This is a genomic window from Lachnoclostridium phytofermentans ISDg (genome assembly GCF_000018685.1).
In the GTDB taxonomy this organism is placed as follows: domain Bacteria; phylum Bacillota; class Clostridia; order Lachnospirales; family Lachnospiraceae; genus Lachnoclostridium; species Lachnoclostridium phytofermentans.
Genome location: NC_010001.1, coordinates 3,868,737 through 3,894,306 on the forward strand (window position 1 = coordinate 3,868,737; position 25,570 = coordinate 3,894,306).

At 34.3% G+C, this 25,570-nt stretch carries 27 protein-coding genes, 1 tRNA gene and 2 other annotated features; of the genes, 19 read left to right on the plus strand and 9 right to left on the minus strand.

The window, feature by feature from the left end; genetic code table 11:
- Nucleotides 1–39: 39 nt before the first annotated feature.
- The 5 genes from CPHY_RS16430 to CPHY_RS16450 form a co-directional block, all read right to left on the minus strand.
- Nucleotides 40–735 (minus strand): hypothetical protein, encoded by a 696-nt coding sequence (locus CPHY_RS16430; protein ID WP_012201175.1) that lies wholly within the window; start codon nt 733–735, stop codon nt 40–42.
- Nucleotides 725–2,191 carry an AAA family ATPase gene (locus CPHY_RS16435; RefSeq protein ID WP_012201176.1) on the minus strand — a complete coding sequence of 489 codons (1,467 nt, stop codon included), beginning with the start codon at nt 2,189–2,191 and terminating at the stop codon, nt 725–727. Before CPHY_RS16435 ends, CPHY_RS16430 begins: the two co-directional genes overlap by 11 nt.
- A gap of 38 nt (nt 2,192–2,229) precedes the next feature.
- Nucleotides 2,230–3,747, minus strand: a complete 1,518-nt coding sequence (locus tag CPHY_RS16440; RefSeq protein ID WP_012201177.1) for a 2-isopropylmalate synthase — start codon at nt 3,745–3,747, stop codon at nt 2,230–2,232.
- A 99-nt stretch (nt 3,748–3,846) separates the two neighbouring features.
- Nucleotides 3,847–4,167: a binding site (T-box leader), on the minus strand.
- Between the two features lie 146 nt (nt 4,168–4,313).
- Nucleotides 4,314–5,690 (minus strand): TrpB-like pyridoxal phosphate-dependent enzyme, encoded by a 1,377-nt coding sequence (locus CPHY_RS16445; protein WP_012201178.1) that lies wholly within the window; start codon nt 5,688–5,690, stop codon nt 4,314–4,316.
- Nucleotides 5,691–5,896: 206 nt separating this feature from the next.
- Nucleotides 5,897–6,135 (minus strand) — a binding site (T-box leader).
- Nucleotides 6,136–6,177: 42 nt separating this feature from the next.
- Nucleotides 6,178–7,524, minus strand: a complete 1,347-nt coding sequence (locus CPHY_RS16450; protein WP_012201179.1) for an MATE family efflux transporter — start codon at nt 7,522–7,524, stop codon at nt 6,178–6,180.
- A gap of 465 nt (nt 7,525–7,989) precedes the next feature.
- On the opposite strand from CPHY_RS16450, the gene CPHY_RS16455 reads away from it, so the two are divergent.
- Nucleotides 7,990–8,061, plus strand: a tRNA-Gly gene (locus tag CPHY_RS16455).
- A gap of 107 nt (nt 8,062–8,168) precedes the next feature.
- Here CPHY_RS16455 and CPHY_RS22700 read toward each other — a convergent pair.
- Nucleotides 8,169–8,342, minus strand: a complete 174-nt coding sequence (locus CPHY_RS22700; RefSeq protein WP_408611178.1) for a tyrosine-type recombinase/integrase — start codon at nt 8,340–8,342, stop codon at nt 8,169–8,171.
- A gap of 590 nt (nt 8,343–8,932) precedes the next feature.
- Here CPHY_RS22700 and CPHY_RS16460 point away from each other — a divergent pair.
- On the plus strand, nt 8,933–9,775 hold the full coding sequence (locus CPHY_RS16460; protein WP_012201180.1) for an AraC family transcriptional regulator: 843 nt from the start codon (nt 8,933–8,935) through the stop codon (nt 9,773–9,775).
- Between the two features lie 325 nt (nt 9,776–10,100).
- On the opposite strand, the gene CPHY_RS16465 is transcribed toward CPHY_RS16460, so the two are convergent.
- From CPHY_RS16465 to fmt, 3 genes are all read right to left on the minus strand, one after another.
- Entirely contained in the window at nt 10,101–11,066 is a 966-nt protein-coding gene (locus CPHY_RS16465; RefSeq protein ID WP_041703741.1) for an IS3 family transposase, read from the minus strand.
- Between the two features lie 11 nt (nt 11,067–11,077).
- Nucleotides 11,078–11,764 carry a helix-turn-helix domain-containing protein gene (locus CPHY_RS16470; protein WP_012200193.1) on the minus strand — a complete coding sequence of 229 codons (687 nt, stop codon included), beginning with the start codon at nt 11,762–11,764 and terminating at the stop codon, nt 11,078–11,080.
- A gap of 337 nt (nt 11,765–12,101) precedes the next feature.
- Nucleotides 12,102–13,049 (minus strand): methionyl-tRNA formyltransferase, encoded by a 948-nt coding sequence (gene fmt, locus CPHY_RS16480; RefSeq protein ID WP_012201182.1) that lies wholly within the window; start codon nt 13,047–13,049, stop codon nt 12,102–12,104.
- 611 nt (nt 13,050–13,660) lie between these two features.
- Between fmt and CPHY_RS16485 the strand changes: the two genes are divergently transcribed.
- The 17 genes from CPHY_RS16485 to CPHY_RS16560 all read left to right on the plus strand — a co-directional run bounded on the left by CPHY_RS16485 (nt 13,661) and on the right by CPHY_RS16560 (nt 25,445).
- The gene (locus CPHY_RS16485) at nt 13,661–14,026 is read left to right on the plus strand and encodes a VOC family protein (protein ID WP_012201183.1); all 366 of its coding nucleotides are present in this window, start codon (nt 13,661–13,663) and stop codon (nt 14,024–14,026) included.
- A gap of 94 nt (nt 14,027–14,120) precedes the next feature.
- The gene (locus CPHY_RS16490; protein ID WP_012201184.1) at nt 14,121–14,873 is read left to right on the plus strand and encodes a class I SAM-dependent methyltransferase; all 753 of its coding nucleotides are present in this window, start codon (nt 14,121–14,123) and stop codon (nt 14,871–14,873) included.
- A 56-nt stretch (nt 14,874–14,929) separates the two neighbouring features.
- Complete coding sequence (locus tag CPHY_RS16495) at nt 14,930–15,355, plus strand: VOC family protein (protein WP_012201185.1); 426 nt, start codon at nt 14,930–14,932, stop codon at nt 15,353–15,355.
- A gap of 91 nt (nt 15,356–15,446) precedes the next feature.
- The gene (locus CPHY_RS16500; protein WP_012201186.1) at nt 15,447–16,325 is read left to right on the plus strand and encodes an AraC family transcriptional regulator; all 879 of its coding nucleotides are present in this window, start codon (nt 15,447–15,449) and stop codon (nt 16,323–16,325) included.
- The gene (locus CPHY_RS22210; protein ID WP_012201187.1) at nt 16,322–16,732 is read left to right on the plus strand and encodes a DUF1905 domain-containing protein; all 411 of its coding nucleotides are present in this window, start codon (nt 16,322–16,324) and stop codon (nt 16,730–16,732) included. Before CPHY_RS16500 ends, CPHY_RS22210 begins: the two co-directional genes overlap by 4 nt.
- Before the next feature lie 510 nt (nt 16,733–17,242).
- A complete protein-coding gene (locus tag CPHY_RS16510; RefSeq protein WP_049762408.1) occupies nt 17,243–17,548 on the plus strand; it encodes a GrpB family protein in 306 nt (101 codons plus the stop codon).
- A gap of 40 nt (nt 17,549–17,588) precedes the next feature.
- Nucleotides 17,589–18,110 (plus strand): DUF4111 domain-containing protein, encoded by a 522-nt coding sequence (locus tag CPHY_RS16515; RefSeq protein ID WP_157668747.1) that lies wholly within the window; start codon nt 17,589–17,591, stop codon nt 18,108–18,110.
- Between the two features lie 438 nt (nt 18,111–18,548).
- Complete coding sequence (locus tag CPHY_RS16520; protein ID WP_012201191.1) at nt 18,549–19,124, plus strand: hypothetical protein; 576 nt, start codon at nt 18,549–18,551, stop codon at nt 19,122–19,124.
- A gap of 262 nt (nt 19,125–19,386) precedes the next feature.
- Nucleotides 19,387–19,947 carry a hypothetical protein gene (locus CPHY_RS16525; RefSeq protein WP_012201192.1) on the plus strand — a complete coding sequence of 187 codons (561 nt, stop codon included), beginning with the start codon at nt 19,387–19,389 and terminating at the stop codon, nt 19,945–19,947.
- Nucleotides 19,944–20,120 (plus strand): hypothetical protein, encoded by a 177-nt coding sequence (locus tag CPHY_RS22215; protein ID WP_012201193.1) that lies wholly within the window; start codon nt 19,944–19,946, stop codon nt 20,118–20,120. The genes CPHY_RS16525 and CPHY_RS22215 overlap by 4 nt, the downstream gene beginning before the upstream one ends.
- A 15-nt stretch (nt 20,121–20,135) precedes the next feature.
- A complete protein-coding gene (locus CPHY_RS16530; protein WP_242657956.1) occupies nt 20,136–20,498 on the plus strand; it encodes a hypothetical protein in 363 nt (120 codons plus the stop codon).
- Between the two features lie 3 nt (nt 20,499–20,501).
- Entirely contained in the window at nt 20,502–21,518 is a 1,017-nt protein-coding gene (locus CPHY_RS16535) for a S66 family peptidase (protein WP_012201195.1), read from the plus strand.
- 148 nt (nt 21,519–21,666) lie between these two features.
- Nucleotides 21,667–22,191 (plus strand): GNAT family N-acetyltransferase, encoded by a 525-nt coding sequence (locus CPHY_RS16540; protein WP_012201196.1) that lies wholly within the window; start codon nt 21,667–21,669, stop codon nt 22,189–22,191.
- Between the two features lie 15 nt (nt 22,192–22,206).
- Nucleotides 22,207–23,049: an alpha/beta hydrolase gene (locus CPHY_RS16545; RefSeq protein ID WP_012201197.1), complete on the plus strand. Its 843-nt coding sequence runs from the start codon at nt 22,207–22,209 to the stop codon at nt 23,047–23,049.
- A gap of 279 nt (nt 23,050–23,328) precedes the next feature.
- Nucleotides 23,329–23,838, plus strand: coding sequence for a hypothetical protein (locus CPHY_RS16550; RefSeq protein WP_012201198.1), 510 nt, complete (start codon nt 23,329–23,331; stop codon nt 23,836–23,838).
- 172 nt (nt 23,839–24,010) lie between these two features.
- Complete coding sequence (locus CPHY_RS16555) at nt 24,011–24,532, plus strand: adenylate kinase (protein ID WP_012201199.1); 522 nt, start codon at nt 24,011–24,013, stop codon at nt 24,530–24,532.
- Nucleotides 24,533–24,590: 58 nt separating this feature from the next.
- The gene (locus CPHY_RS16560) at nt 24,591–25,445 is read left to right on the plus strand and encodes a GNAT family N-acetyltransferase (protein WP_012201200.1); all 855 of its coding nucleotides are present in this window, start codon (nt 24,591–24,593) and stop codon (nt 25,443–25,445) included.
- The last annotated feature ends 125 nt before the right edge of the window (nt 25,446–25,570 follow it).

Sequence of the window (25,570 nt, forward strand, 5' to 3'; positions counted from 1 at the left end):
TCGTAAAAGTGCAAGTTTTATTTTTAAGTACAGGCTTTACTATTCCTTCTCCCGCAAGTAAATACCAAAATTAGAATACCTCTTTAGCGAATTACAGTCAAGTTTTATAAAATCCCACGTCTCCTCATAATCACCCTTTACTGCTAAATCATCCTCTTGAAATAATCTCGCAAACTCCTCTGGTTTGTTATAATAGCGATTCTCAAATTCCTCCGCCAACCGTTCCTTTTCTTCACGTGTTAGATTTGGATTATTATGAAGAACATGGTCCATATTGGAAGAAAAGTAATACACATGATAAGGAATCGTTCTCCAAACCTTTGCAATCGATAACATTCTCTCAATGACATCTGACTTTTGTTCGTTACGATCTTTGATATTCTTAGGATCTGGTGTTAATATCTCTTCTTGCTCATATTTTATATGAGAAGAACCTTCCTCCTTAGTAGCCTCTTTGATATGCTCCTCTGGTATAAATGCACCATCCGTATCAATGATATGAACAACCTCGCAGAAATCTTTCGGTTTAAAGATACTCCCACTAAAATTTTTTACAATACCACCAATGCGTTCATTAATATTTTTCGGGCTGGTCCCGTATCGTGATGTAATATCTCCATGAGTCAATGCAAAGTGTACCGATGCTCCCTCAAGCAGTTCACTTAGACAAATGGAGAGACTTGTTTTATCATGGATTCCTTCTACAATAAATAATATGATTTTTTTACTTTGCATCGCTATCACCTGCCATCTTAAATGCTCTTCTTATCACATAAGGATTCGTCATCTCATAGATACATTCCTTCTGTCCTCCAAGAATGATGTCATGAAAATAAAAATCTCTTAAATTCTGATTCGCCCTTACATTTTGAAGCCTTAGATAGCGATGTTTTTCATTTGTTGTAGTAAATAAAATGTTTTTCTTATTCAGTACTTCAAGAGGTCGTAAATTATGAGAAGTAAAAATAAGTTGCCCTTTTCCTGACTCCTCAAAAATTTTCAATATCTCTCCCAGTAAGAACTCAAAAATTCCACTGTCAAGCTCATCAATTGCAACCGTTACCGATGCATCCCTATAAGCTAATATCACTGTGTAGAGAATAGAAATTAGTTTCTTGATACCATCGGATTCGTATTGAAGTAAGATTTCATTCTTCCCTCTTCTTGCAAGCAATTGAGTCTCTATCAGCTTTTCTCCATTCTCCCCTTTTTGTTCCCCTAACTCTACCAAACGAATGCTAAGACCTGGTACTAATTCTCCAAGTACTACATTAACTAACTCAATCTTTTGTTGAATTATTGGTGTTAAATCTTTTGGTAGCAAGGATGTTCCGTTTAGTTTTAAACTTCCATATAGCATTGATACTGATTTTTTATCTTCGAAGACAAAAGAAAATGGTAGTGCAATATTAGCATTGATCACACCGCTCTGGACATTGCTGATAATATGCAGCTGGTACATTGCATAGTAATTGAGAAGATGAATTATGGTGTGAAATTCATTGTTATCTGACTCAGTTACTGATAATATTTCTTTTGAAAAAAAATAAGAAATACTATTCTTATATGACTTACTTAGTAATTCCTCTATATCTTCTTTCTTCATTTCTTTTAAATAATCTGCAAGGAAATTGTTAGGGGAGACCTTTATATTAGGTACATCAACGTTATCAGATATCTCTGAAATCTTTACTGTTTTTGATTTTTCATATCGGTTTGATTGAAGCTTTGAAATAGTAAATCTTTCATTGGTTATAACTATACTTCTCTCGACTTGATTATCCTTGGATGCTTCTGACAGAGTGCTTAAGTTCTCTTTTTGTGATGAAGCTATTTCTTTCGTTAAATTAACTTCTTTTGTTAAAGTTACTTCATAAAGAACCTTATATTTTTCCTGTTCTTCTGTTATCACACTAAATTCAAACGAGCAGACTGCTGCCTGCTCGCCGCATTTTATCATATTACTAAAATTCATTGGTAATGCAGTACCGCTCATCAATCCCTTTAACAAAGATAATGCACAAATGAGTGTTGTTTTTCCAGAACCATTCTGACCATAAACACCAAGAACATCCGCCTTCCTTTCATAGATATCCTCCCATAGATTACAAGAAAAACGAATGTTTCCCAAAGCAACATTCTTTAAGTTTTGTATATTTATCTTTTGTAATCGAATGATTGATTTTGACATACTACATACCTCTCGTTATTTTCATCGCTAATGGTATATTAACTATTTAATACGATTTTATTCACGCTATTTACGAGAGCTAATGCGCTTGCTTTCATAACATCTCTTTCAATTGCTTTTCCGAAATAAAATTTTCCGTTATATTGTATCTGCACAACCACTTTTCCTAAGGATTCTTTTTCTGCACCAATATTTTGAATACGATAATCGATAAGATGAATTGGCATATCGACTGCTTTTAAAATCGCTGCATATAATGCTGAGATTGCACCATTTCCAGCTTCACTAACCACAGCCTCTTGCTTATTTCTTACTAATTTCACGGTTGCAGACGGTAGATTCATATTTACATTTATCTGAAAATCTTCTAGCATCCATAACTTCTTTTCTCCATTCTTTTGTACTCTTTCATCTCCGTCTAGTAAATCAATGACATCATTATCATAGACTTCCTTTTTCTCGTCTGCTATTTTTAAGAAATTAGCATGAATCTCATTTAATACCTCTGGTGCAATTTCATAACCAAGTTTTTTAGAGATATATTCAAATGCATGTTTTCCAGAACGAGCGGTAAGTACAATATCCATAGGAGGAGCACCGATATCCGAAGGTTCAAATATCTCATACACCTCCTTTGACTTTAAAAGACCATCCTGATGAATTCCGGAAGAATGCGCAAAGGCATTTTCCCCTACCAACGCTTTATTTACTTGAACGTCAAGGCCCATGGTACGACTTACGATTCGGGAGGTTTCATAAATAGCGGAATGATTGATGTCGGTATAACCGTCATAATATTCTGGATGAAGTTTTATCCCCATAACAACTTCTTCTAAGGAGGTATTGCCTGCTCTTTCTCCTATTCCATTAATCGTGCACTCCACTTTATTTGCACCATTTCGTACAGCTGCTAAAGTATTTGCTGTTGCAAGTCCAGAGTCATTATGGCAATGTACACTTAATAATACATGTGGTGCTACATTCTGAAGACGATCATAGATTTGATGGATTAAACCGCCGAATAACTCGGGAACTGCAAAACCTACCGTATCTGGTATATTTACGCAGGTAGCACCAGCCTTTACTACTGCCTCAATTGTTCTCCACATATACTCTAAGTCAGAACGACTCGCATCCTCTAGAGAGTATTCCACCTGTGAAGTATAGCGTTTTGCATATGTAACTGCATCTACCCCCATCTGTAAGATATCCTCTGGGTTCTTATTAAATTTTTTTGTGATATGAACATTAGAGGATCCTAACACAATATGAATCATTGGATTTGCTGCTTCTTTTAAGCTTTCATACATACGGTCAATATCAGATTTTACTGCCCTTCCTAAAGCAACCACGGAAGAATCCTTTATTTGTCTACTAATTTCTCGGACTGCCTCAAAATCACCTTGTGAGGAGGACGGAAATCCTGCTTCCATATAGTCTACTCTTAGCTTCTCTAATTGTTTTGCAATATACATCTTTTCTTCAAAATTAAGTTTTGCTCCTGGTACCTGTTCTCCATCTCGTAAGGTTGTGTCAAATACATAGATTTTTCGCATATTTACCCCTTTCTGCGCTCTTACGCAACGAAACATTCGTGCTATACTATAGCATGCCTACTTGTCTTAAGGTTAAAAAATCCCCCAATCGTCTTAAGATTAAGAGACGAATTGGGGGATTTCCGCGGTACCACTCTTTTTCATGCCAAAAGCATGCACTTTATCGATACATTCCATAAAAAAACTTCTGCCTCCAAAGAGACAGAAGTTACTCTGCTATACCACTCTTACGTGTTCCTTCGATACATCATTTATGGTCAATATCTATCCCTTATAACGGTGGGATTCCGGCTTAACCTACTGTAATTTTTCAGTCAGCTACTCCAAGGCGAGTTCACCCTATTTTGATTCTTGCTTCGCACCAACCAGCAAGTCTCTGAAAATCCTAGTACGGTTACTATTCCTTTTCCAAGTATTTTTCATATAAATTTTCATCATTCTACCAAAGTTTTTACACTCTGTCAAGCTAAATCGTTAAATTATTTTAATTAATGGTTCTGCTTTGCTTTGGCACTTAAAATAAAAGTAATTATAACGCAAATAGCCATAAGTATTGCAGAAACAACTTATTCCGGCTGTTTTGGTATTCCATCAAATCCTTCCTGTAAATCAGCGTCGGTTGGAATATAATCCGTCATTTCTCCGTTATGAAAACGCTCATAAGCAACCATATCAAAATATCCAGTACCAGTTAATCCAAATACAATCGTCTTTTCTTCCCCTGTTTCCTTACACTTTAATGCCTCATCGATTGCTACACGAATTGCATGACTACTCTCTGGCGCAGGTAAGATTCCTTCAATCCTAGCAAATTGTTCCGCTGCCTCAAATACTGCGGTCTGCTCTACTGCACGTGCTTCCATAAGACCATCTTCGTAAAGCTGGGATAATACGGAACTCATACCATGATAGCGAAGTCCTCCTGCGTGATTAGCAGATGGAATAAAGTTGCTTCCTAACGTGTACATCTTAGCAAGAGGGCAAACCATACCAGTATCACAAAAATCATAGGCAAATTTTCCTCTAGTTAAACTTGGGCAGGATGCTGGCTCGACCGCAATAAACTGATACTTCTTCTCACCACGCAATACTTCGCCCATAAAAGGTGAGATAAGACCGCCTAAATTCGAACCACCACCAGCACAACCAATAATAATATCTGGGGTGATACCATATTTATCAAGAGCTGACTTCGTTTCTAAGCCAATGATTGACTGGTGTAATAAAACTTGAGACAAAACACTGCCAAGTACATAACGATAACCTGGTGTTGATACTGCGGTTTCGACCGCTTCGGAGATTGCACAACCTAAACTTCCTGTGGTTCCAGGATGTGCTTCTAATATTCTTTTTCCTACTTCAGTAGACAACGATGGAGACGGGGTAACCTGAGCTCCATAAGTTCTCATAACTTCTCTACGGAAAGGTTTCTGCTCATAAGATACCTTAACCATAAATACTTTACAGTCTAAGCCAAAATAGGAACACGCCATTGAAAGGGCCGTCCCCCACTGACCAGCACCGGTTTCTGTTGTAACACCATGTAGACCTTGCTTTTTTGCATAATATGCTTGCGCAATTGCAGAGTTTAATTTGTGGCTGCCACTGGTATTATTTCCTTCGAATTTATAATAAATCTTAGCGGGAGTTTGTAACTTTTCTTCTAAACAATATGCTCGTACTAGCGGTGCTGGGCGATACATCTTATAAAAGTTTAGTATTTCTTCTGGGATATCAATATAAGCATTGGTATCATCCAGCTCCTGTTTTACAAGTTCATCGCAAAATACTTGCTTTAATTCATCAAATGTCATCGGCTTTAATGTTTGTGGATTTAACAATGGTGCTGGTTTGTTCTTCATATCTGCACGCACGTTATACCATTTTGTTGGCATCTCGCTTTCTTCAAGATAGATTTTGTAAGGTATTTCTTGCTTCATCATAATCCTTTCTCCTTTCAATCATCTGTAGAGCGAAAGATTTTCACTCTTTTTAATTGGTTCGTTATGTTTGCACTACAATCATAACCTTAATACTACGTATTATCTTTCATAAAAGCCAATGCACGGAGCAGTAATGAGGTAATTGACGAAACATAACTCTTGGGAAAAGGTACAAAAAAAATACCCTTATCCCATACAAATAAATCTGCAGGGACAAAAGTATCGAACTTCTGCGGTGCCACCCAGCTTGACGTTAAACGTCCACTCTATGCATACAAACATATGCTTATCTTTGATAACGGAGGTTATCTCCGGCTCACCTACTAAATTTCAGTTTGCCCTCCAAAGCCCATTCCTTTTAGCCTTTACCTACCACAATCTCACCATCTGTAGCTCTCTTTAAAGCAAGTTTCTAAAAGTACTTACTCTTCGTCAACGGTTTTAAATAAACTTACCACTTATTTCCATCCATGTCAATAGTTTTTATTTAAAGCGATGGCATCCACTTTACCTTCCTTAGATAAATCAATAATACAATCGCACTGCATGTCCATGTGATTGGATATGCCCAGTATACAATACGAATATCGTTTACATATCTTAAGGCTACTGTCATATAAATAACTCGTAAAATACACCAAAAACAAATCATTGTAATCATTGGTACTACAGATTTACCAGCACCTCGTAAAACACCAGCAATTCCGTGTGAGAGCGCTACTAGAAAATAAGCTGGTACGATATTTCGTGCCATTTCGCTTCCATAAGCAATCACCTCTGGATCTCGATTGAATAGAGCAATTAGATAAGGTGCAAAAATAAAGATAACTACACCTATTAATTCAGCAGTAACCATTCCTGCAAATAACGAAAAAATTGTTCCTTTTTTTACACGTTCGTGCTTTTTAGCACCAATATTTTGACTTACAAATGTTGTCACTGCCAGTGCAAAACTACTTGCTGGTAATAAAGCAAAACCATCTATTTTCCAATAGGCTCCACAACCTGCAATCGCTAATTCACCAAAAGAATTGATATTCGACTGAACGATAACATTTGATAGAGAAACGATAGAATTTTGTAGACCACCCGGTAATCCTATCCCGATAATTTGCTTTAATTCAAATTTATGAATTCTTAATTTTTTTAACTTTAATTGATATACAGATGTCTCCGAAATTAAGTTATAAAAAGTAAGAATACAGCTCACTGTCTGTGCAATTACTGTTGCAATTGCAGCACCTGCTATCCCCCAATGAAAGATGGCGATAAATATTAAATCTAATATAACATTTATAATTGTAGAAATAATTAGATAATAAAGAGGACGTTTGGAATCTCCAACCGCGCGAAATATTCCGCTTCCGATATTATACATAACTGTAGATGCTATTCCTGCAAAGAATATTCGAAAATACAAGACAGAATTTTGCATAACGCTATCTGGTGTACCCATCCAAACTAAAATATAAGGTGACAATACGATTCCAAGAATTGTTAATACAATACTACCGATGATTCCGAAAGTCACCATTGTATGAACTGCGCGCTCTACCCCGTCCTCATCCTTTGCACCATAGTACTTAGATATCACGACTCCTGCTCCAACTGATATACCCATAAAGGCACTTACTAATAGATTAATAACAGAACTGGAAGAACCTACTGCTGCTAGTGCGCTACTACCAAGAAAATTACCTACTATAATTGAGTCTGCAGCATTATACATCTGTTGAAATACATTACCTAATAGCAAAGGTATCGTAAATAAAATAATTTGCTTCCATATGGGGCCCTCAGTCAATGATACTTGATTCTTACTGTCGCTTAACATTTTTATTCTCTCCTTGTTTTTCTTTCGTAGTAGCATGGTATCAGCAAAGAGAAACATAAGGTCATAAATATGCCCTTATGTTTCTACATTTTTTTCTATCATTATTAATTTGATTTATGTTTTAATTTCATAATCTTTTACTACTATGCTACACACTGCTCTTATGCTATCTTTTTATTATAGACCTATTAAAAATAGAAAGCAACCTCTCGGATGTAGAACATTGTTTACATTTCATTAAGAACATTACTAATGATAGCAATGTATTATAGGGCAATACGTACTCTTTGTTTTGTACGTATCTTTACGAAAATCTTTTTAAAAACACTTTGTACTTATGTTAGCTATTATTATAAAAATCAGAGTACGAGAACTTTAAAAAAGTTTTGTGAATTGTGTTGACAAATAAAACAATATCTGGTATGATATCTCTTGTCTTCAGTAAGACACAATAAAATATCAGTTGCACGAGTGGCTCAGTGGTGGAGTATCGCCTTGCCAAGGCGAGGGTCGCGGGTTCGAATCCCGTCTCGTGCTTCATTGAAAAGTATCGCTAATCCTTATAAATCAAGGGTTAGCGATTTTTTGTTGCTTGAAAACTTGTGTGCGGGATGTGTGCAACATCCTTTTACATACGGAGACTACTATAATGCCTTGTCCATGTAGACACGATTCTTTTCGATTTCGTTGTAATTATGGATATAGCTTTTCGTTGTATCTATATCTTCATGGCCCATATACACACTGATTTCCCCTAAAGGCATGCCTTCTGCATACAACCGGCTAGCAAAAACCTTGGCTAGTACACACGCTTCCAGCTTCTACGAATGAGGAGCCAGCGCAGTCCTTTCCTTAAGCCATTCGTCTACATACTGCCTGCATTCGGAAAGCATCCTACATCCGTAACGCTCCTTACACCATTTAACAAAGTAGCAGGCATGTTTTTGATAATCTTGAAAGGTACTCCAGATATAAATCTTATGTATGTAATACGTTCTTGATAACTTAGCATTGCCTTAGAATCCTTATTCCGCTGTTACGAGCCATTTTTATCACGTCCTTTGATGAAAAAAAGACATGATAACCGTTTACTCGTAAATGGTACTAGTAAACGTTATCATGTCTTTTCGGAGAGGTGTACACTTTTGTAATGTGTAGAGAATACACTTTTCCCTATAGGAATATACACTTTTTCCCATAGTAGATTGACTTTCTAAATTAGGAAAAGTATAATTAAGCTAATTAAATTGGAGCGAATAAAATTCGCTATAGCTTTCAAGTGCGAACTGAAGAAAATATATATAATCTTCGGAACTAACTTCTAAATACTACAACCTACAAATTCTTGCAAAAATTATCGGGTATTAGTAAAAAAACTATATTATACTTATCTTGAAAGGAGAAGCATATGGATACGCTTGAGAATATGAAAAATGCGATTAATTATATTGAAGATAATCTTGAAGCTGAAATTGATTACGTAAAGGTTGCCCAAATAGCATTATGTTCCCAATATCACTTTCAACGCATGTTTGCTTTTCTTATCGGCGTACCGCTATCCGAGTATATACGCCGTCGCCGATTAACGCTTGCTGCCTTTGATTTGCAGAATAGTAATGAAAAAATTATCAATCTTGCTTTGAAGTATGGCTATAACTCGCCTGACTCGTTTTCTCGGGCATTTATGGCAATGCATGAAGTTACACCCTCAAAAGCAAGAGAAAAGGGCATATCGCTAAAAGCGTATCCTCGTGTAACGTTCTCCTTATCAATAAAAGGAGTGGTTGAGATGAACTACAGAATTGAGCAAAAAAATTCATTTACTGTTGTAGGTGTAAAACAGAGGTTTTCACATATTAATGGTTTAGGTGAAAGTATTGGTAAAATGTGGAGCGAGACACCACAAGAAACTATTTCACAAATTGCTGGACTTGGAAACGGGTTAGTAGGCGTGTACAGTGGAATGTATGAAGATAATACAACTGATTACTATATTGCCGCGATAACTGAAAGCGATTCCCCAGAAACTTTGTGCAAGCTTGAAATACCATCTCTTACATGGGCAATATTTGAAATAATCGGCCCTATGCCTACTGCAATGGCAGAAATATGGGGACGAATTTTTTCCGAATGGTTTCCTACATCTGGATATGAGCATGCAGAAGCACCAGAAGTAGAATGGTACTCAAACGGTGACTTGAGTTCGTCTGATTATAAAAGCGAAATATGGATACCCGTTATTAAAAAGTAATGTTCTGTGTCTAATAAGCATTATGCTAAGTAATTATGTGTTACATAATATTTCGCTAATGCAAATCAAAAGCAATAACTTCTAGAATAAAAAAGCACACATCCCATATAACAAGAATGTGTGCAACCATGTGTGCAGATAATAACAGAAGCCGCAAACCTCCTATTTATCAGTATTTGTGTGTGCGGGGATTTGTTCGAATCCCGTCTCGTGCTTACTTTTAAAATGATGGAAGCCTAGTAAATTGAACTGACCCCTGTCAAGTAGACAAGTAAAATAATTAAAAATGTATTAGATAATGCGATCACATTTGTGGTCGCATTTCTTATGCGATTCGTTCCTTTTTCTTTGCTTCTAATTCTGCTTTATAAGCAAGAATTCTTTTGTTTTCTGGTATTGGATATTTAACTGGAAACTCTGAGTTGATAGCCGCCTTCCGAACTTCCATTGGTGCTAAGTTACTAAAGCGTTCCTGATATCGTCCATTGTTATAGTATTCTATATATTCAGCGATTGCCTGACAAAGTTCGTTTTCATCAGCGAAATCTGATATATAATACATTTCAGATTTGATAATTCCCCAAAGACCTTCTGTTGGACCATTATCAATACAGCAACTAACACGAGACATAGATTGAGTCATTCCTTGATTCAAAAGTTTCTTCTGAAAAACTTTGTTTGTATTTTGAAATCCTCTATCACTATGAAAGAGGGGTGTGACATCTGGATTAGATTTAAGTGCTAAGTCATATGTATCAAAAACAAGCTTGTTATCATTGTGGTTGCTTAGTACATATGACACTACTGACTTATCATAAAAATCTAGAATGGCACTTAAATGTACTTTCCTATTACTCATAGGCACTTTGAATTCTGTAACATCTGTTCCCCATTTCTCATTAGGTTTTGAAGCCTCAAATTCCCTATGTAAAATATTTTCAGCAGTTGTTTCTGGTGTTGAATAACGATACGGTTTTCGCTGCTTTCTAATTACAGATTTGATGCCATATACACGCATAATACGTTGTATTCTACCTTTACTATAATGCTTGTTTTTATCTCGGTTAATGTAATTACGCATTCTACGATAGCCTAAAGTATGTTTGAACTTTTCATCGTATTCCTTGATCCATAGAGCTATCTTTTCGTTTTCAATCTCTTCTTTTGGCTGTTCACGATTCAACCACTTATAGTATCCTGTACGTGAAACATTTAATTGCTGACACATCCAGCTTATATCCCAATCTTTTTCTGTTTTGAAAAACTGAATAGTAAGATATTTAGGCTCCATTTTTCCCTTGGCTAGAATCGCCTCCTTTCGAATTCCTTCACTTTTTTTAACAGTTCTACAATCATATCTCTTTCTTCAAGCTGGCGTTTCAGACGTTTGTTTTCCCTCCGAAGTTTCTCTAGCTCATCAACTTCTTCATCAGATTTGTGATGACCACGTTTATCTGCCAAGCCCTCTTCACCACTAGCATTGTATTTGCGAACCCAGCTATAGACTTGACTATAAGAAACATCATATTGTTCAGCAGTATTCTTATAATCACATCCATGTTCGATACAGTATGCAACGATTTCCTTACGTTCTTCAATTGTTACTTTTCTTCTTGCTTCAGCCATATAGACCTCCTGTTTCGGATTATAATCCTTTAGTTCCATATCGCTATTATACACTGAAATCCATCTTGCTAAAGAAGAAACCGCACAAATATTATATTTAGCCATGAGTTCTGGGAGCGAGCCATTTCCAGCAATATATTCCTCGACAACCATGGTTTTAAATTCTTTTGTATAACTTTTATTCCCGCTAGTTGAAATAAACGCTTCTGCTCCTTGATTTTGAAATAATAGAACCCATTTACGTACAGTTTCTTTACTAGCAATTTTCAGTTCTGTACATATCTCTTGTAGGTTCTTTGATCCAGTTAAATAATCTTCAACAGCCTTTAATTTTTGAGCTGGTGAAGAAGGTGATTTAGACATAATAAAATCCCTCCAAAGTAGTTTTGGTTATTTACCATGTCTACTTTAGAGGGATCATATCAAATTGCTAGACTTCCTTATTTTTTGCTTTGCTATATCTTTAATTACACGTGATTACACTAACTACATAGTTTTTCTGTATACTCTTTGAAAGCTTCTTCCTCAATTCTCGGTTTTTCCTCTGTAAGAAATGCTTGAGTGATTCTGATTTCTTTTTCTGTGTCTTTGAAAATATCTTACCTGTTATCTTGATACGTTCAAATGGACTTTCTTTTATATAATCTTTATCTACAGCTAATTTACAAGAGACTTCAAACACGCTTCTCTCACATTCAATTTATTTTTCACCTAAAATCATGCCTTTTTCGATTTTTCTGCCGTTTACAAAATCTTTTGCGGACATTATTTTCCCGCCCTCTAACTGTAATTCTAAAATTATTATTGTATATCCTATTGCAAATACCTCTATGTTATTTCTGATATCTATAACTTCACCGCTTTTTTTATCTTTAATTGCAGACACATCTTTGTAATCCGAATAAATCGCTTTTAATATTTTCAACTTTTTGCCATTAAGCCACGTAAAAGCGGCCGGTGACGGTGAAAGTCCTCGAATTTTGTCATATATAACTTTTGCCGGTATATTCCAGTCAATTTCACACATATCATCATCTATTTTTTTTGCGTAAAAAGTGTCGCTTTCCGGCTGTTTTTCACGTTTTACCGTACCGTTTTGTATTTGATTTATAGCTTCAATCAATAATTTACCGCCGATTTCTGCCAATCTGTCATGAAGTTCGCCGAATGTTTCATGTTTGCCGATTCCGGTTGATTCTTTCAATATCATATCACCTGTGTCAATTCCCTCGTCCATGTACATAATAGTGATACCTGTGACTTTTTCACCGTTCATGATTGCGGCATTTATTGGCGAAGCTCCGCGATATTTCGGCAGAAGTGACCCATGAACATCCACACACCCATATTGGGGAAAATCTAATATATATTTCGGGATTAATTTGCCATATGCCGCAACTATGATAATATCCGGTGCAATTTCTTTTATCAGATCAAAAAATTCTGCACTTTTCAAAGTCTGCGGCTGGTATACAGGAATATTTTCACTCAACGCATATTCTTTCACCGGAGGCGGGGTCAAAGTCATCTTACGCCCGACAGGTTTATCCGGCTGGGTGACAATGCCAATGACTTCGCACTTGTTTTTTATCAGATATTCAAGAGAAACCCTCGCAAATTCAGGAGTACCCATAAACAATATTTTCATGAATATCCTCCTTTCCGTTTTCTTCATTTTTCTCATTTCATTCGTAAAATATAAATAACCTACACTACAACTTCAAATTTGTCGTTCGTAATTGCTAACGATCATGTACTATCGCTTGATTAAACAAAATATACTCTAACCTATGAATCATATCACTTATAAATAATAACATCAATATTTCAAACAAAAATTTTCCAAAAAAAGTTGTAAACAGGCTGTAGACACTTTGTGGACAGTGTATTTTCCTCCTTATTATATAGTGATTACGGAAAGGGGTAAAGTTCTAATCCCATCTCGTGCTTAACTTAAAAGTATCGCAAATTCTTATAAATCAAGGGTTTGCGATTTTTTTTGCTTGAAAAACACGTGTGCAGGATATGTGCAACATCCTTTTACGGACTCAAACCATTATAGTTCTTTGTTCATAAAGGAGCGGTTCTGCTCGATTTCATGGTAATTATAGATATAACCCCGAATAGTTTCCCCATAGTGGATTGACTTTCTAAATTAAGGAAATTATAATTAGTTAAACTATTAGGAGTAAATAACATAATCTATAGTTTTCAAAGGTGAACTGCAGATTATTTATATTTTGAGCAGGAGGAAAAATAATGCTAAGAACAATGTTTCAGATGTATCTCAAGAATAGTGTTGAAGCAGTCGAAATGTATCAAAAGGCTTTTGATGCTAAGTTATTATATGAGAGTAAGAACGAAGATGGAAGCTATCTTCATGCTGAATTAGACGCTTGTGGGCAAGTATTAGCTATATCAGAGGCACTTGATGAGAGGAAAATCGGTAATACTATGCAATTTTGCTTCCACTTTGGTGAAGGCAATGAAGAAATTGTAAAGAGAGCATATGAAGTTTTAAAAGATGGTGCAAAAATTAATCAACCATTGGGACCATGTTTTTTTAGTTCTTGTATGTTTGGTATTGTAGATAAATTTGGAGTTGATTGGTGTATTTTTGTTTAACGAATCTACGTACAAATTATATATCCATATTACTAAGTTCGTTGGTGTTATATATTACGAATCAAAATTTTTTATATAATGGAGAGATAGGATTATGAAAGATACTAAAGTATTAGCTCAAAATAAGACAAGTTGGGATTTCATAGCCGATGAATGGTTTGGATCAACTTCACTACCTACATACGGTCCAACTTTACCTAATGAAGGTACATTGAATTTGTTTGATTCATTAGATAATAAAAAAGTTTTAGAGATTGGTTGCGGCAGTGGACATTCTTTGCTATATACAGCTAAACAGGGGGCTAAAGAGTTATGGGGTTTAGATTTATCTTCAAAACAGATAGAGAATGCTGAAAAACTGCTATCAGAAAATAACGTAATTGCAAATTTATTTGTGTCACCTATGGAAGATAACCCAGGAATACCAGAAAATTACTTTGATTTTGTTTACTCGATATATGCATTTGGGTGGACTACCGATTTAAAACAATCCATAGATTTAGTTCATAAATACTTAAAGAAATCTGGTGTTTTTATATTGTCTTGGGATAATCCATTGATGCAATGTATAGAAGCTGAAGGGAATAAGTATACAATTTTCAGGTCGTATTTGGATGAAGCTACGATTGATTTATCAAAGGGTAATCAAGCTATGAAAATAAAGAACTGGAAATTATCTTCATATATCAATGAACTGGCATCTGCAGGATTTAAAATTGACAAGTTGATTGAAGAAACTGATAAGGATATTCTTGCCCAGGAATATGATTTTACACTAAAATACTATTCAAAGCATAAAGCTAAATTAATTAATACATCGTTTATTATCAAAGCAATTAAATTATAATCGACAAACAGGAAGTTGTAGTATAGATTATTTATATTTTAGGAGGTATTAGCGTTATGGATGATGAATTAAAAATCAAAATGTACTCATTTACGGTGGATTGCAAAGACCCTCATGAATTAGCAAAATTTTATGCAGCGTTGCTCAAGTGGGAAATAATGTTTATCAATGAAGAATGGGCATGTGTATACGCCCCAGGAACCAATCAGGGGACATATCCTTGTATATTGTTTCAACAAAATCCTGAGTATAAACCTCCTGTGTGGCCGGAAGAGCCTGAAGCTCAACAGCAAATGGCACATATAGACTTCGCCGTTAATGATTTAGAAAAAGCAGTTCAATATGCAATCCATTGTGGAGCTACAATCGCAGATGAGCAATTTTCTAATAATTGGAGAGTTATGCTTGACCCCGCCGGACACCCTTTTTGCTTATGCCAAATGAAATCAATTGTCGAGAGTGCCGATTTTGCGTTGTTATAGAAAATCATAAATTGGTTATGTAGACTAAATGCGGCACAAAAAGTCGAGTGAATATAATTCTAATAATATATTATATCAATAGGGGAAGAGAATGGATTGGATTAAAAAATTTAATGAGGTTATAAAATATATAGAAGATAATCTTAAAGGTGAAATTTCATATGACACTATATCCCAAATTGCAGGATGTTCCATTTATAATTTTCAAAGAATGTTTTCATATATTGCTGACAAGCCACTATCGGAATACATTAGAAACAGACGTTTAACACTGGCAGCCTTTGATATTATGAACAGCAAAGACCGAATCATTGATATTTCATTTAAATATGGATATGAGTCTCAAGATGCCTTTTCTCGTGCTTTTCGAAGTTTTCATGGTGTCTTGCCTTCCGCTGCAAGAAATGAAACCGTCCAATTAAAATCCTGTCCAAAACTCTCCTTCCAAATCAATATTAAAGGAGAGAATTATATGAATTATCAAATTGTACAGTTTCCTGCATTCAAGGTAGTGGGAATAACTAACCGTATAAACACTTCAGAAGCATTTAAAATTGTACCGCAGATTTGGGAGAACGCTTGGAAAGATGGAACAATGAACCGCTTTATTGAACTTTTAAAAAAAACAGATTATCGTCCTGCTGGCTTTTTAGGCATATGTGCAGATGGAAAATGGGGAAACTCAGAAGAAATGGATTATATTCTTGCTATCACAAACCATGTAGATGTTCCAGAATGCAACTATGTTTCTCCTCCTGATGGGATGAAAGAATTCTGCTATCCAGCATCTACTTGGGTTGTCTTTGATGCTGATGGGGAACTTCCAAGTGCTGTTCAGAAAATTCATAAGCAGTTTTATTCAGAGTGGTTACCCAATTCAGGATATGAACTAGCAGATCTTCCTGTTATTGAATCTTATATGCAAAACAATCATCAAGAAGTTTGGATAGGAATTAACAAAAATAAATGAGAAAGAAGGTAATTATCATATACTCATTTAAATCAACGTTATTTAAAGAATGTAATCGAGTGTATATAAATATACCTTTTAATGTTTGGGATGTTTGTGGACAAAAGGGACAAATACCAGTTGAGGTAGAAATTTCAGGATTGGCTTTTGAATGCAAATTAGTACCTAAAGGTAATGGTAGCTATTATATTCCAATCCTAAAAGAAGTGTATAAGAGTATAGACTTTTTTAAAGAAATAGAAGTGCATTTTAAAGTGATTAGCGGACTTAGCAGAATAAGTTCTAATAGTCCATATAGTAAAGAAAATCCTATTAGAATTATAGACAGTATTAACTATTTAAGGCAACCTCAAAAATGGATACTGCGAACAAACGTGCCTTGCCATGCTTGCCGGAATTTCTGTTAATGAAGTAATAGAAATAATAAAAAGTAGAAAATGGCAGGCAAGTTTAAGCAAAGTAATTGAAACGTTAGACTATTTTGGATTTTTACATAAGAAACCCATTTATACAAAAGGTAGAAATATTAATATGCCAAAGTGCTGTATTGTGAATTTAGAGGCGAAAAGAAAAGTCACCTTATGATTTATTATGATGGGACTTACTATGACCCAACCTCTGGCGTTTTGCAGAACTTTGAGTTTGAGAATATCATTTGCTATATAGAGGTTGGTACATAAAATAAAATGTTAAACTAATACATAATCCAAGAAATAAAAAATACTCATATCCCGTCTCATGCTTACGAAATCTCTTGATTTTCATAATAGTTCTGCTCTTGCCTTTGGTTTTATTCCGTGGAAGGATATAGATGATATTTTTATTGCTAGTGTTATGGGTAATCAGTTTATAGAACTTGTTCTTAATAATGAAGATCTCGCGATGCTTTTCAATAGGAATTTATAGGAGGTATGCTTGTGGAAGGAGTAGAAAGAAATAAAGTAAGATTGCTTTCGCATAATAAAGAGTGGGAAAACGAGTTCCTTCAAGTAAAAAGCCAGATTGAAACAATCTGGAACAATAACATTCTTGATATACAGCATGTTGGAAGTACAGCAATATCTAATATCTGTGCTAAACCGATATTAGATATTGCTGTTCGTGTGCAGTCAATAAAAGACATGGATGTAGATTCGATGAGATCAATAGGGTACGATTATTGCGGTCCTCAGTTAGGACAGGATACATATCACCTATATGTATTACGAGGTGCTAGATTGTAAGCCATCTCATCTCGAAATGTCCGCAATTTGGATAAACGACTTGAACCCTTGGAAGTATCCAACGCCTTGTCAATATCATTACAGCGATGCTTGGACTGAGCATTATAAAAATATGTTGAGTGGTAATATAAAAGAAAGTTTCATAGTTGACGAAGATTTTTGTGATGCGGATATAGCTTGTCATGCTCATCTCACAAATCAAAGTGGTATTTGTGTTTATGGAAAACCTATTAAAGATGTATTTCCAGCTATACCTGACAAAGATTTTTGGAATTCTATTAGTAGTGATATTGTTGAATATGATTTTCACTCATATAATCCAAGATATTTTGCGAGTAATATCTTAATTTTAGGACGTATTCTATCATTCAAAATTGAAAAACGTATTTTGTCTAAATATGAAGGTGGAATATGGACGCTTAATTATGTGCCTGAAAAGTTTCAATACATTATTGATAATGCTATGAAAGAATGGTATTCAGAAGAAACAGGTCTAGAATATAAAAAAGAAGACTTAGACGAACTTAGGCATTTGTTAATAAACGAAATACAGGACTGTTGAACATATCAAGTAATCAACTTGTAGAATTTGAAAAATAGAGAGAATACATCCCATGTGTGCAAGGCGTTATGCAAAAAACAACAGACGCCACATCTCTCCTATTTATCATTATTTTTGTACGAATATTTGTCTCACACCTACGAGATCCCTTGATTTTCAAGGGATTTTTGTTGTTTGGATATATACATCATATATGCACCGCATAATTGCACTTACTTTTTCTTATTTTTTGTCACTCATTTTCAAAGCTTCTTTCATAAATTTAGGTTCTCTATTTACTATCTATAAGCTGTAGTAGTTACACAAGAAAGACAAGTGTACACAATACTCAGCATAAGTGTACACCATACTCTGCAAATTATGTTTACTTGTCCAGTTTATTAATATATAATCATTAATATTAATTACATATTTTAACAGTATATGGAGGTTCTAAAAATGAAAAAATCTTCAATTATCTTTTTAATTTTCATCTTTTTGTTAACTGCATGTTCACAAAATGTAACAAGAGTTTCTTTGAATAACCTATCTGACAATTATGGCCTTGATGATGCAAAGTCCGATAACTGTGTTATCTTTGAAGATGGAGCTATAACATCTGGTCAGTCTGTATGGGACTCTTTTATTAAAAAAACAATAAATAGTAAACCCGCAACTGTCCGTTTAGGATTTTATTATACACTAGGTGACCCTTCGCAATACTCAGAGGAGTATTATGAAAAAATAAAAGATGATTATCCTATTCTTTATATCGATGATTTAAGCTTTGATGGGAAAAAATATATTATTGAGTCAATTGAGGATGATGAACTGATTTCAAAAGAATATAAATATTTATTAAAATATAATGGTAAACCTAACAGTTTAAATGCTTTGTTTTCCGAGTATACCTATTATGTTTTAGTCAATGATAATACTCTTACTTGGGCTGATATTGAACATGGAATGCTCAGCTCTCAATCTGGTGATTCGATTGACCATTATCTAGTATATTCAGACCTTGTAATGAAATGATTCATTTTCATAATACTGTTGAAATCCCTTTCTTTATTTTCAGTATAGGATTTTGGTTCGAATCCCGTAGCACGCTTACTTATTAAGTGGAGAAAACCTAGAATTTATCTGGATTTTCTCTTTTTTTATAATCAAAAATCATATATGTAAGTACATTTTGGAAAGTATAGATAATACACTTTTTGATTGACTGGATTATATTGATAGTGGTAAAATTTACCTAATCACTTTAATTAGAGAAATAAGCTAAATCAGAATTTCAATGAAAGGAATGATTATTATACAAAAGGTGCGTTTAATATCTTGGGGCATTTTAATTATACTGATTCTTGTAATTTTATCAAAGGTAGATATTGGTGTTAATAGTGATTTTAATAATTCGTTTTTTGTGATAACAAAAAATGAAGTTACAAATGTTTCTAATTATTATGAACTCAATGATAAAGGGAAACGCAGAAAAGCAGAAAAGTTTGAACCTGATAAGATGGAAGAATTCACTATTAATAATTGTTATAAATCATATATAAGCGGCAATAAAGTATTAAACAAATTAACTTTAGATACTTGCGTAATCAAAGATGATACAGGAAATTCCATAGAAATTGCGGAAGAATTCAGAAAAATAATTGAAAAAGTTTCTGATTTAAAGCATAGCATTATTAAGAATAAAATATTAAAAATAAATAATGAATATTATGTTGTTGTTGAGCTTAATGTAAAAAAGCTGATAACGAATGCGGAAGTTGTGGTTGTGAATTTGACCCACTATACAAGAGAGCATTGGTATTATTACGAGGCATTTAGGGGGAATGATTCAGTATGAATACTGTGAAAGAACAAGCAGATAAGCTTTTATATGACTTAGGATTATTTAATGAATTGAAAAAGTATGGAACACCACATATTATTGGAAGTTATGCCATGAACGTTATGGCATGTAATGATTTGGATATTGATGTTACTAACGATGATATGGATATAGAAAAATTATATTAATTGACATCAGTTATATTGAAGAATTATAAACCTATTTGGTATGAAGCTAAACAAGAATGGACAAGTGATGGAAAACAAGTATGGTTTCATGGATTTGAAACTATGATTTTGGGTGATTTGTGGAATGTAGATATATGGTTTTTTGATAAGGATACGATTTCTAATGCAGAAAGTTTTTGTGACAATGTCAAAAAGCAAATAGATTCGGATGAAAACAAACGAAATGCTATTATTCAAATTAAAAAAGGACTTATTGAGAAAGAATTATATTCTTTTGACAAATATACGAGCATGGATGTGTATAAAGCTGTTCTACAGGATGATATTTTATCACTGGATGAATTTTTGATTCGTAGTAAATACTTGGGAGGTCAATAAGTTATGAATGAGCTAATAAAGCCAAAAGCATTAAAATCAGGGGATACTATCGCTCTCATTTCTATCTCTGGCGGTAGAGGTGGGGATGCTGATATGATTGCCCGATTTGAAGAAGGAAAAAGACGTTTAGAAAGTTTATACAAAGTAAATGTTATCGCTACTCCTAATGCACTACAGGGTAATGACAATATATATCAACATCCTGAAGCACGTGGGGCCGATTTGATGTGGGCGTTAAAAAACAAAGATATCAATGGAATTATATGTATTATGGGAGGTGATGACTCCTATCGTGTATTCCCTTTTATTGATATTAATGTAATACATGATAATCCAAAAGTTTTTATGGGATATTCTGATATAGCATCATGGACTACATTATTTGCAGTCGCTGGTGTTATGTCATATTACGGTCCAAATCTTCTTACACCAATTGCTCAACCTATAAAACTTGATGATTATACAATGGAGGCCATTAAAAAATGCTTATTTAGCACGGATACAATTGGAGAAATTAAGCCATGCGATTCCTATACCAAAATTGAATGGAGAAATGTAACCGAAGATGAAATTTCATGGACCAAGAATACCGGCTATAAGTTACTTCAAGGTAGGGGAAAAGTTCAAGGACGATTATTTGGTGGTTGCGGAGGTCCTATAAGGCAGATTATGGGTACTGAATACTTCCCTACACCAGAATTTTTCAATGATTGCATTCTATTTTTTGAGGTTGGTTCACCATATGGCAGTTTATTGGCTGGTCTGCATGATCTCCGTGAATTGGATGCAGCTGGACTTTTTAAAAATGCAAATGGACTGATCACAGGTCATTTGAATGAAGAAGAAGAAAAAATGTTACTAAAATTTCTTAAATATGAAGCTAATAGAGAAGATCTTGTAGTATTGGAGAATGTTGATTTTGCACATCGTACACCAATGACAGTAATCCCAGTTGGAGCAATGGCAGAAATTGATTGCGATAGGATATCTTTTAGCATTATAGAATCGGGTGTATGCTAATTTCTATTATAGTATGTGGAGATATATGAGGAACACGTTTGTCTTAAGTATACAAAGATTTTCTAGGTTAATTATTATTACTATTTTTAAAATAGTGATAAAAATTAGAAATTAAATAGAAAGTATTAAGTACTAATGGAGAACAAAGATGAAAATTGAGACAAATGACTTAATTATCCGCAATTATGAATTAAAAGATGAGAATGATTTATGTGAATACATGTTACAGCGAGTAAATGCTGAATTTGAGGGATATCCAGATTTTACTTGTGAGAAAGCGAAAGAAGAGATTGAATATAGAATGCAAAGCGATGAATTCTATGCTATTGAGTTAAAAAATGACCGTAAGGTTATTGGAAATATCTATCTAGGGAAAAGGGATTTTAATACAAGAGAACTCGGCTATGTATTAAATGAGAACTATCAGCATAGGGGCTATGGTAGTGATGCCAGCAAAGCAATGATTGAATATATGTTTAATCAAGGCGTTCATAGAATTTATGCAGAATGTGCTCCTCAGAATACACCTTCCTGGAAGTTGATGGAAAAGATTGGAATGAAGCGTGAGGCGTATTTTAGAAAAAACGTTTCTTTTCATAAAGATAAGAACGGTAACCCTATCTATTGGGATACATATGTTTATGCAATATTAAATCCAGATGAAGAAATATAAAGGAAGGATATTAAAATGGCAGAACAATTGTTAAAAAGATTAAATGTTAAAAAGAAAGAATTAGAGTGGCTATATGTACCAGATGTGCAATATTATGAATATGAAAATTGTAAACGGTATTTGCAGTTAATTATACCTTATAAACAACACTGGGAAGAAAATAAAAAATATCCTTTGATTCTATTTATACCAGGTTCAGCGTGGCACAGACAGGAAATGTATAATAGCATACCTGCTCGTGCTGAATTGGCTAAAAGAGGTTTTGCAGTAGCTGAGGTGCAATATAGAGAATCAGAGCTAGATATTTTTCCTGCACAAGTAATTGATGCTAAGAACGCTATTCGTTTTATTCCTTCATTAGCAGAACAATTCCACATTGACACAGATAATATTTTTATAAGTGGAGATTCCTCAGGAGGTCATATTGCACTTTTAACAGGGTTAACGGCTGCTTTTGGAGAACTTGATTTAGACGTGGAAAATAATAATTCTTGTGAGGTCAAGGGAATTATTAGCTATTGCGCGCCAACTGATATGTTTCTTTCAGAAGGAATGGGACCAATAGAGGATTTACTTGGGACAGATAAAGTGACAAATGTCCCCGATCTCGCGAAAAGCGCTTCCTGTGCAACATATCTTTCGAGTGAAAGAGATATTCCTCCCATATTGATGTTTCATGGTTTAGAGGATGGTCTGGTTTCTATAAATCATAGTCGTAATTTCTTTGATAAGTTAAAACAGTTTGATAAAGAGGTAGAATACTATGAATTAGAAAATGAAGATCATTGCTGTCCTACTTTTTGGGGAAATGATGTATTAGATATAGTAGAAAAATTCGTGAAACGAAACTGTAAATAAACACTTTATTTGAAGATTTTAATAAAACGAAACAAGTCATCTTCAATACCCCACACTTAATTTAAAAGTCGCTAATCCTAGTAGTCAGGGTTAGCGACTTTGTTTCTAAAAACAAGTGGTAAATCCGTTTGCCTTTATCTCACATGACATATAGGTTTCGTGCTATGAATTTTATGGTAATTTTTGTTTAATATTTTCTATCGATATGCTACTATTAATAATAGGATCAACAAATTGTATTTTTAAGAGAGGCAAATAATCTTATTAAGGAGAAGCTTAATGAAAACTATATTAGAGGAAGATAGATTCCGCATTATATCAGATGAAAACAAAGCGTTTATTTTAGCATTTAATGATGAGATTACAAAGCTTGGGTACGATTTTGGTGGTAATATTGGAAGCGGCTTTTGTTGGGGTAAATACATGATTATTTATTCAAAAAGTGGAGTTAAGAGTAAACAAGTTGCCTCTAGAATATACATAAGAGAAAACAGTATTGTTCTTCGACTTTTCTTAAATAAAATTGATAAGCATCGTGAATACATTGAAAATTCAAAGGATTATATTAAAAATGCTTTTATCAATGATTATGGCAAATGTAATCATTGTCATAATGAAAAAGATGGAATATGCAAATTCAGAAAGTCTTATAGCTTAGATAATAAATTTATTGAAAAATGCAATGGTATTACCTTCGAATTTTGGGAACCAAACCTAGATAAATTATCAGACTATATTGACTTACTAAAAGAATTTTACCCTGTAAGGCGAACACGCTCCATATCTTAATACAGGATTGTAAAATAGTTATCACAGCTGTGAACAGAGGAACTCTTAGGGTATTCAAACTAAGATATTTTGCATTAAGCTGTACATACACTTCTAATATAAGAGTATGTACAGCTTGTAATTATACCATTTAATGCCCGTGATTCTGTTCGATTTAAATGGAGGAAATAATATGGTTATTTTAATTTCAGGTAGCTCTCATACCGGAAAGACCGCACTTGCTCAAAAATTATTAAAGAAATACGAATTCCCGTATTTATCACAAGATCATTTAAAAATGGGACTAATCAGAAGTGGATTTAGCACATTAACACCAGAAGATGATATCGATGATATCATCCATGTTCTTTGGCCCATAACCAGAGAAATAATTAAAACATGTATCGAAAATAAACAAAATTTAATCATTGAAGGATGCTATATTCCGTTTGATTATAAAAATGATTTTAAAGACGATTATTTAAAATATATTAAATATAATTGTCTTATATTTAGTTCAAAGTATATCAAAGAACACTACGAAGATATTATGAAACATGCAAGTACAATAGAATATAGAGATGAAAATGATGCAAAATATTGTACAAAAGAAATGCTGCTTAGAGAGAATTTACTCAATCTAGAGAGATGCATAGAAACGAATAGTGAATATACTTTAATTGATGATAGATATGCTGTTGATATAGAATTATAGATTTGTATTTGTGAAAATAAAACAGGTGATGAACTTGCCTATTGAAAGAAGGTTATATATGGACCCATCAGATATTAGATTCGAACAACTAAAAGAAAGGGACTATCCTATTGCACGAGAAATTCTACAACAGGATATTGATTCAGGGGAAGATCTTCTACGAGAACTCTCCAATGAACCAGAATCGCTCACTGCAACGTTTTTAGGTGAAAAGCTTGTTGCATTAGCTCAAATTGAAAAGACTATACCGCAATCTTATTTGGTTGTATATGTAGCTCCTAATTTTCGTGGACAAGGTATTGGATCCGCAATCGATAAGTATGCGGAAAATATTCTACAGGAAAGTGGCACAGCATCAATCATGAGTGCAATTCATGCGAATTATGATTCCTCTCTCTCTTTTGCCAGAAAGCACGGATATGACCACTACTATTCTTCTGCATTTATGGTGCGCACTGGAGAACCTTTTCCTTTAGAAATGCTCCATGTGAGACCTTATACTGACGAAGATTACCTTGCTAGTCAAGCTCTCTACGCAAAAGCATTTCACGAAATGCGTGTCCGCGTCGGTAGCTTTCCTAATTCAGTAATTGCCATGCCTAACGAGAATAACCGAAAATCATGGAAAGAGGATTCTAAAAACCGTTTTGTTTACATGGAAGATGGTGAAATTGCTGCTCATGGACATCTGCATGGTAATGAGCTCGGCAGTATTTCCGTTCGTACAGACTTACAAGGTCGCGGAATTGGTAAGAAGTTTATCATGTATTTATGTAATGAACTATATCAGCGTGGGTATGAAACTATTGAACTTTGGTGCGTTGTAGGCAATTATGCCAGAAATATTTACGATAGTTTTGGTTTCAAAGAAAAATATATAGTAGAATTTCAGCATAAAACACTGCACAAATGAATCTAGTGATGCTGTCCTCCTTGTTCCCATTCCTTCCAATCGATATATCTCAATACTTAGCAAGTGAAAACCCTAGCATTTTTAAAATTACTTAATCGTACGAATTGACTTCCCAAAATTAGAAA

Bases quoted from the DNA above. Each gene is read 5' to 3' on its own strand.
- CPHY_RS16430 (WP_012201175.1), bottom strand. From the start codon at position 735: ATGCAAAGTAAAAAAATCATATTATTTATTGTAGAAGGAATCCATGAT.
- CPHY_RS16435 (WP_012201176.1), bottom strand. From the start codon at position 2,191: ATGTCAAAATCAATCATTCGATTACAAAAGATAAATATACAAAACTTA.
- CPHY_RS16440 (WP_012201177.1), bottom strand. From the start codon at position 3,747: ATGCGAAAAATCTATGTATTTGACACAACCTTACGAGATGGAGAACAG.
- CPHY_RS16445 (WP_012201178.1), bottom strand. From the start codon at position 5,690: ATGATGAAGCAAGAAATACCTTACAAAATCTATCTTGAAGAAAGCGAG.
- CPHY_RS16450 (WP_012201179.1), bottom strand. From the start codon at position 7,524: ATGTTAAGCGACAGTAAGAATCAAGTATCATTGACTGAGGGCCCCATA.
- CPHY_RS16460 (WP_012201180.1), top strand. From the start codon at position 8,933: ATGGATACGCTTGAGAATATGAAAAATGCGATTAATTATATTGAAGAT.
- CPHY_RS16465 (WP_041703741.1), bottom strand. From the start codon at position 11,066: ATGGAGCCTAAATATCTTACTATTCAGTTTTTCAAAACAGAAAAAGAT.
- CPHY_RS16470 (WP_012200193.1), bottom strand. From the start codon at position 11,764: ATGTCTAAATCACCTTCTTCACCAGCTCAAAAATTAAAGGCTGTTGAA.
- fmt (WP_012201182.1), bottom strand. From the start codon at position 13,049: ATGAAAATATTGTTTATGGGTACTCCTGAATTTGCGAGGGTTTCTCTT.
- CPHY_RS16485 (WP_012201183.1), top strand. From the start codon at position 13,661: ATGCTAAGAACAATGTTTCAGATGTATCTCAAGAATAGTGTTGAAGCA.
- CPHY_RS16490 (WP_012201184.1), top strand. From the start codon at position 14,121: ATGAAAGATACTAAAGTATTAGCTCAAAATAAGACAAGTTGGGATTTC.
- CPHY_RS16495 (WP_012201185.1), top strand. From the start codon at position 14,930: ATGGATGATGAATTAAAAATCAAAATGTACTCATTTACGGTGGATTGC.
- CPHY_RS16500 (WP_012201186.1), top strand. From the start codon at position 15,447: ATGGATTGGATTAAAAAATTTAATGAGGTTATAAAATATATAGAAGAT.
- CPHY_RS22210 (WP_012201187.1), top strand. From the start codon at position 16,322: ATGAGAAAGAAGGTAATTATCATATACTCATTTAAATCAACGTTATTT.
- CPHY_RS16520 (WP_012201191.1), top strand. From the start codon at position 18,549: ATGAAAAAATCTTCAATTATCTTTTTAATTTTCATCTTTTTGTTAACT.
- CPHY_RS16525 (WP_012201192.1), top strand. From the start codon at position 19,387: ATGAAAGGAATGATTATTATACAAAAGGTGCGTTTAATATCTTGGGGC.
- CPHY_RS22215 (WP_012201193.1), top strand. From the start codon at position 19,944: ATGAATACTGTGAAAGAACAAGCAGATAAGCTTTTATATGACTTAGGA.
- CPHY_RS16535 (WP_012201195.1), top strand. From the start codon at position 20,502: ATGAATGAGCTAATAAAGCCAAAAGCATTAAAATCAGGGGATACTATC.
- CPHY_RS16540 (WP_012201196.1), top strand. From the start codon at position 21,667: ATGAAAATTGAGACAAATGACTTAATTATCCGCAATTATGAATTAAAA.
- CPHY_RS16545 (WP_012201197.1), top strand. From the start codon at position 22,207: ATGGCAGAACAATTGTTAAAAAGATTAAATGTTAAAAAGAAAGAATTA.
- CPHY_RS16550 (WP_012201198.1), top strand. From the start codon at position 23,329: ATGAAAACTATATTAGAGGAAGATAGATTCCGCATTATATCAGATGAA.
- CPHY_RS16555 (WP_012201199.1), top strand. From the start codon at position 24,011: ATGGTTATTTTAATTTCAGGTAGCTCTCATACCGGAAAGACCGCACTT.
- CPHY_RS16560 (WP_012201200.1), top strand. From the start codon at position 24,591: ATGGACCCATCAGATATTAGATTCGAACAACTAAAAGAAAGGGACTAT.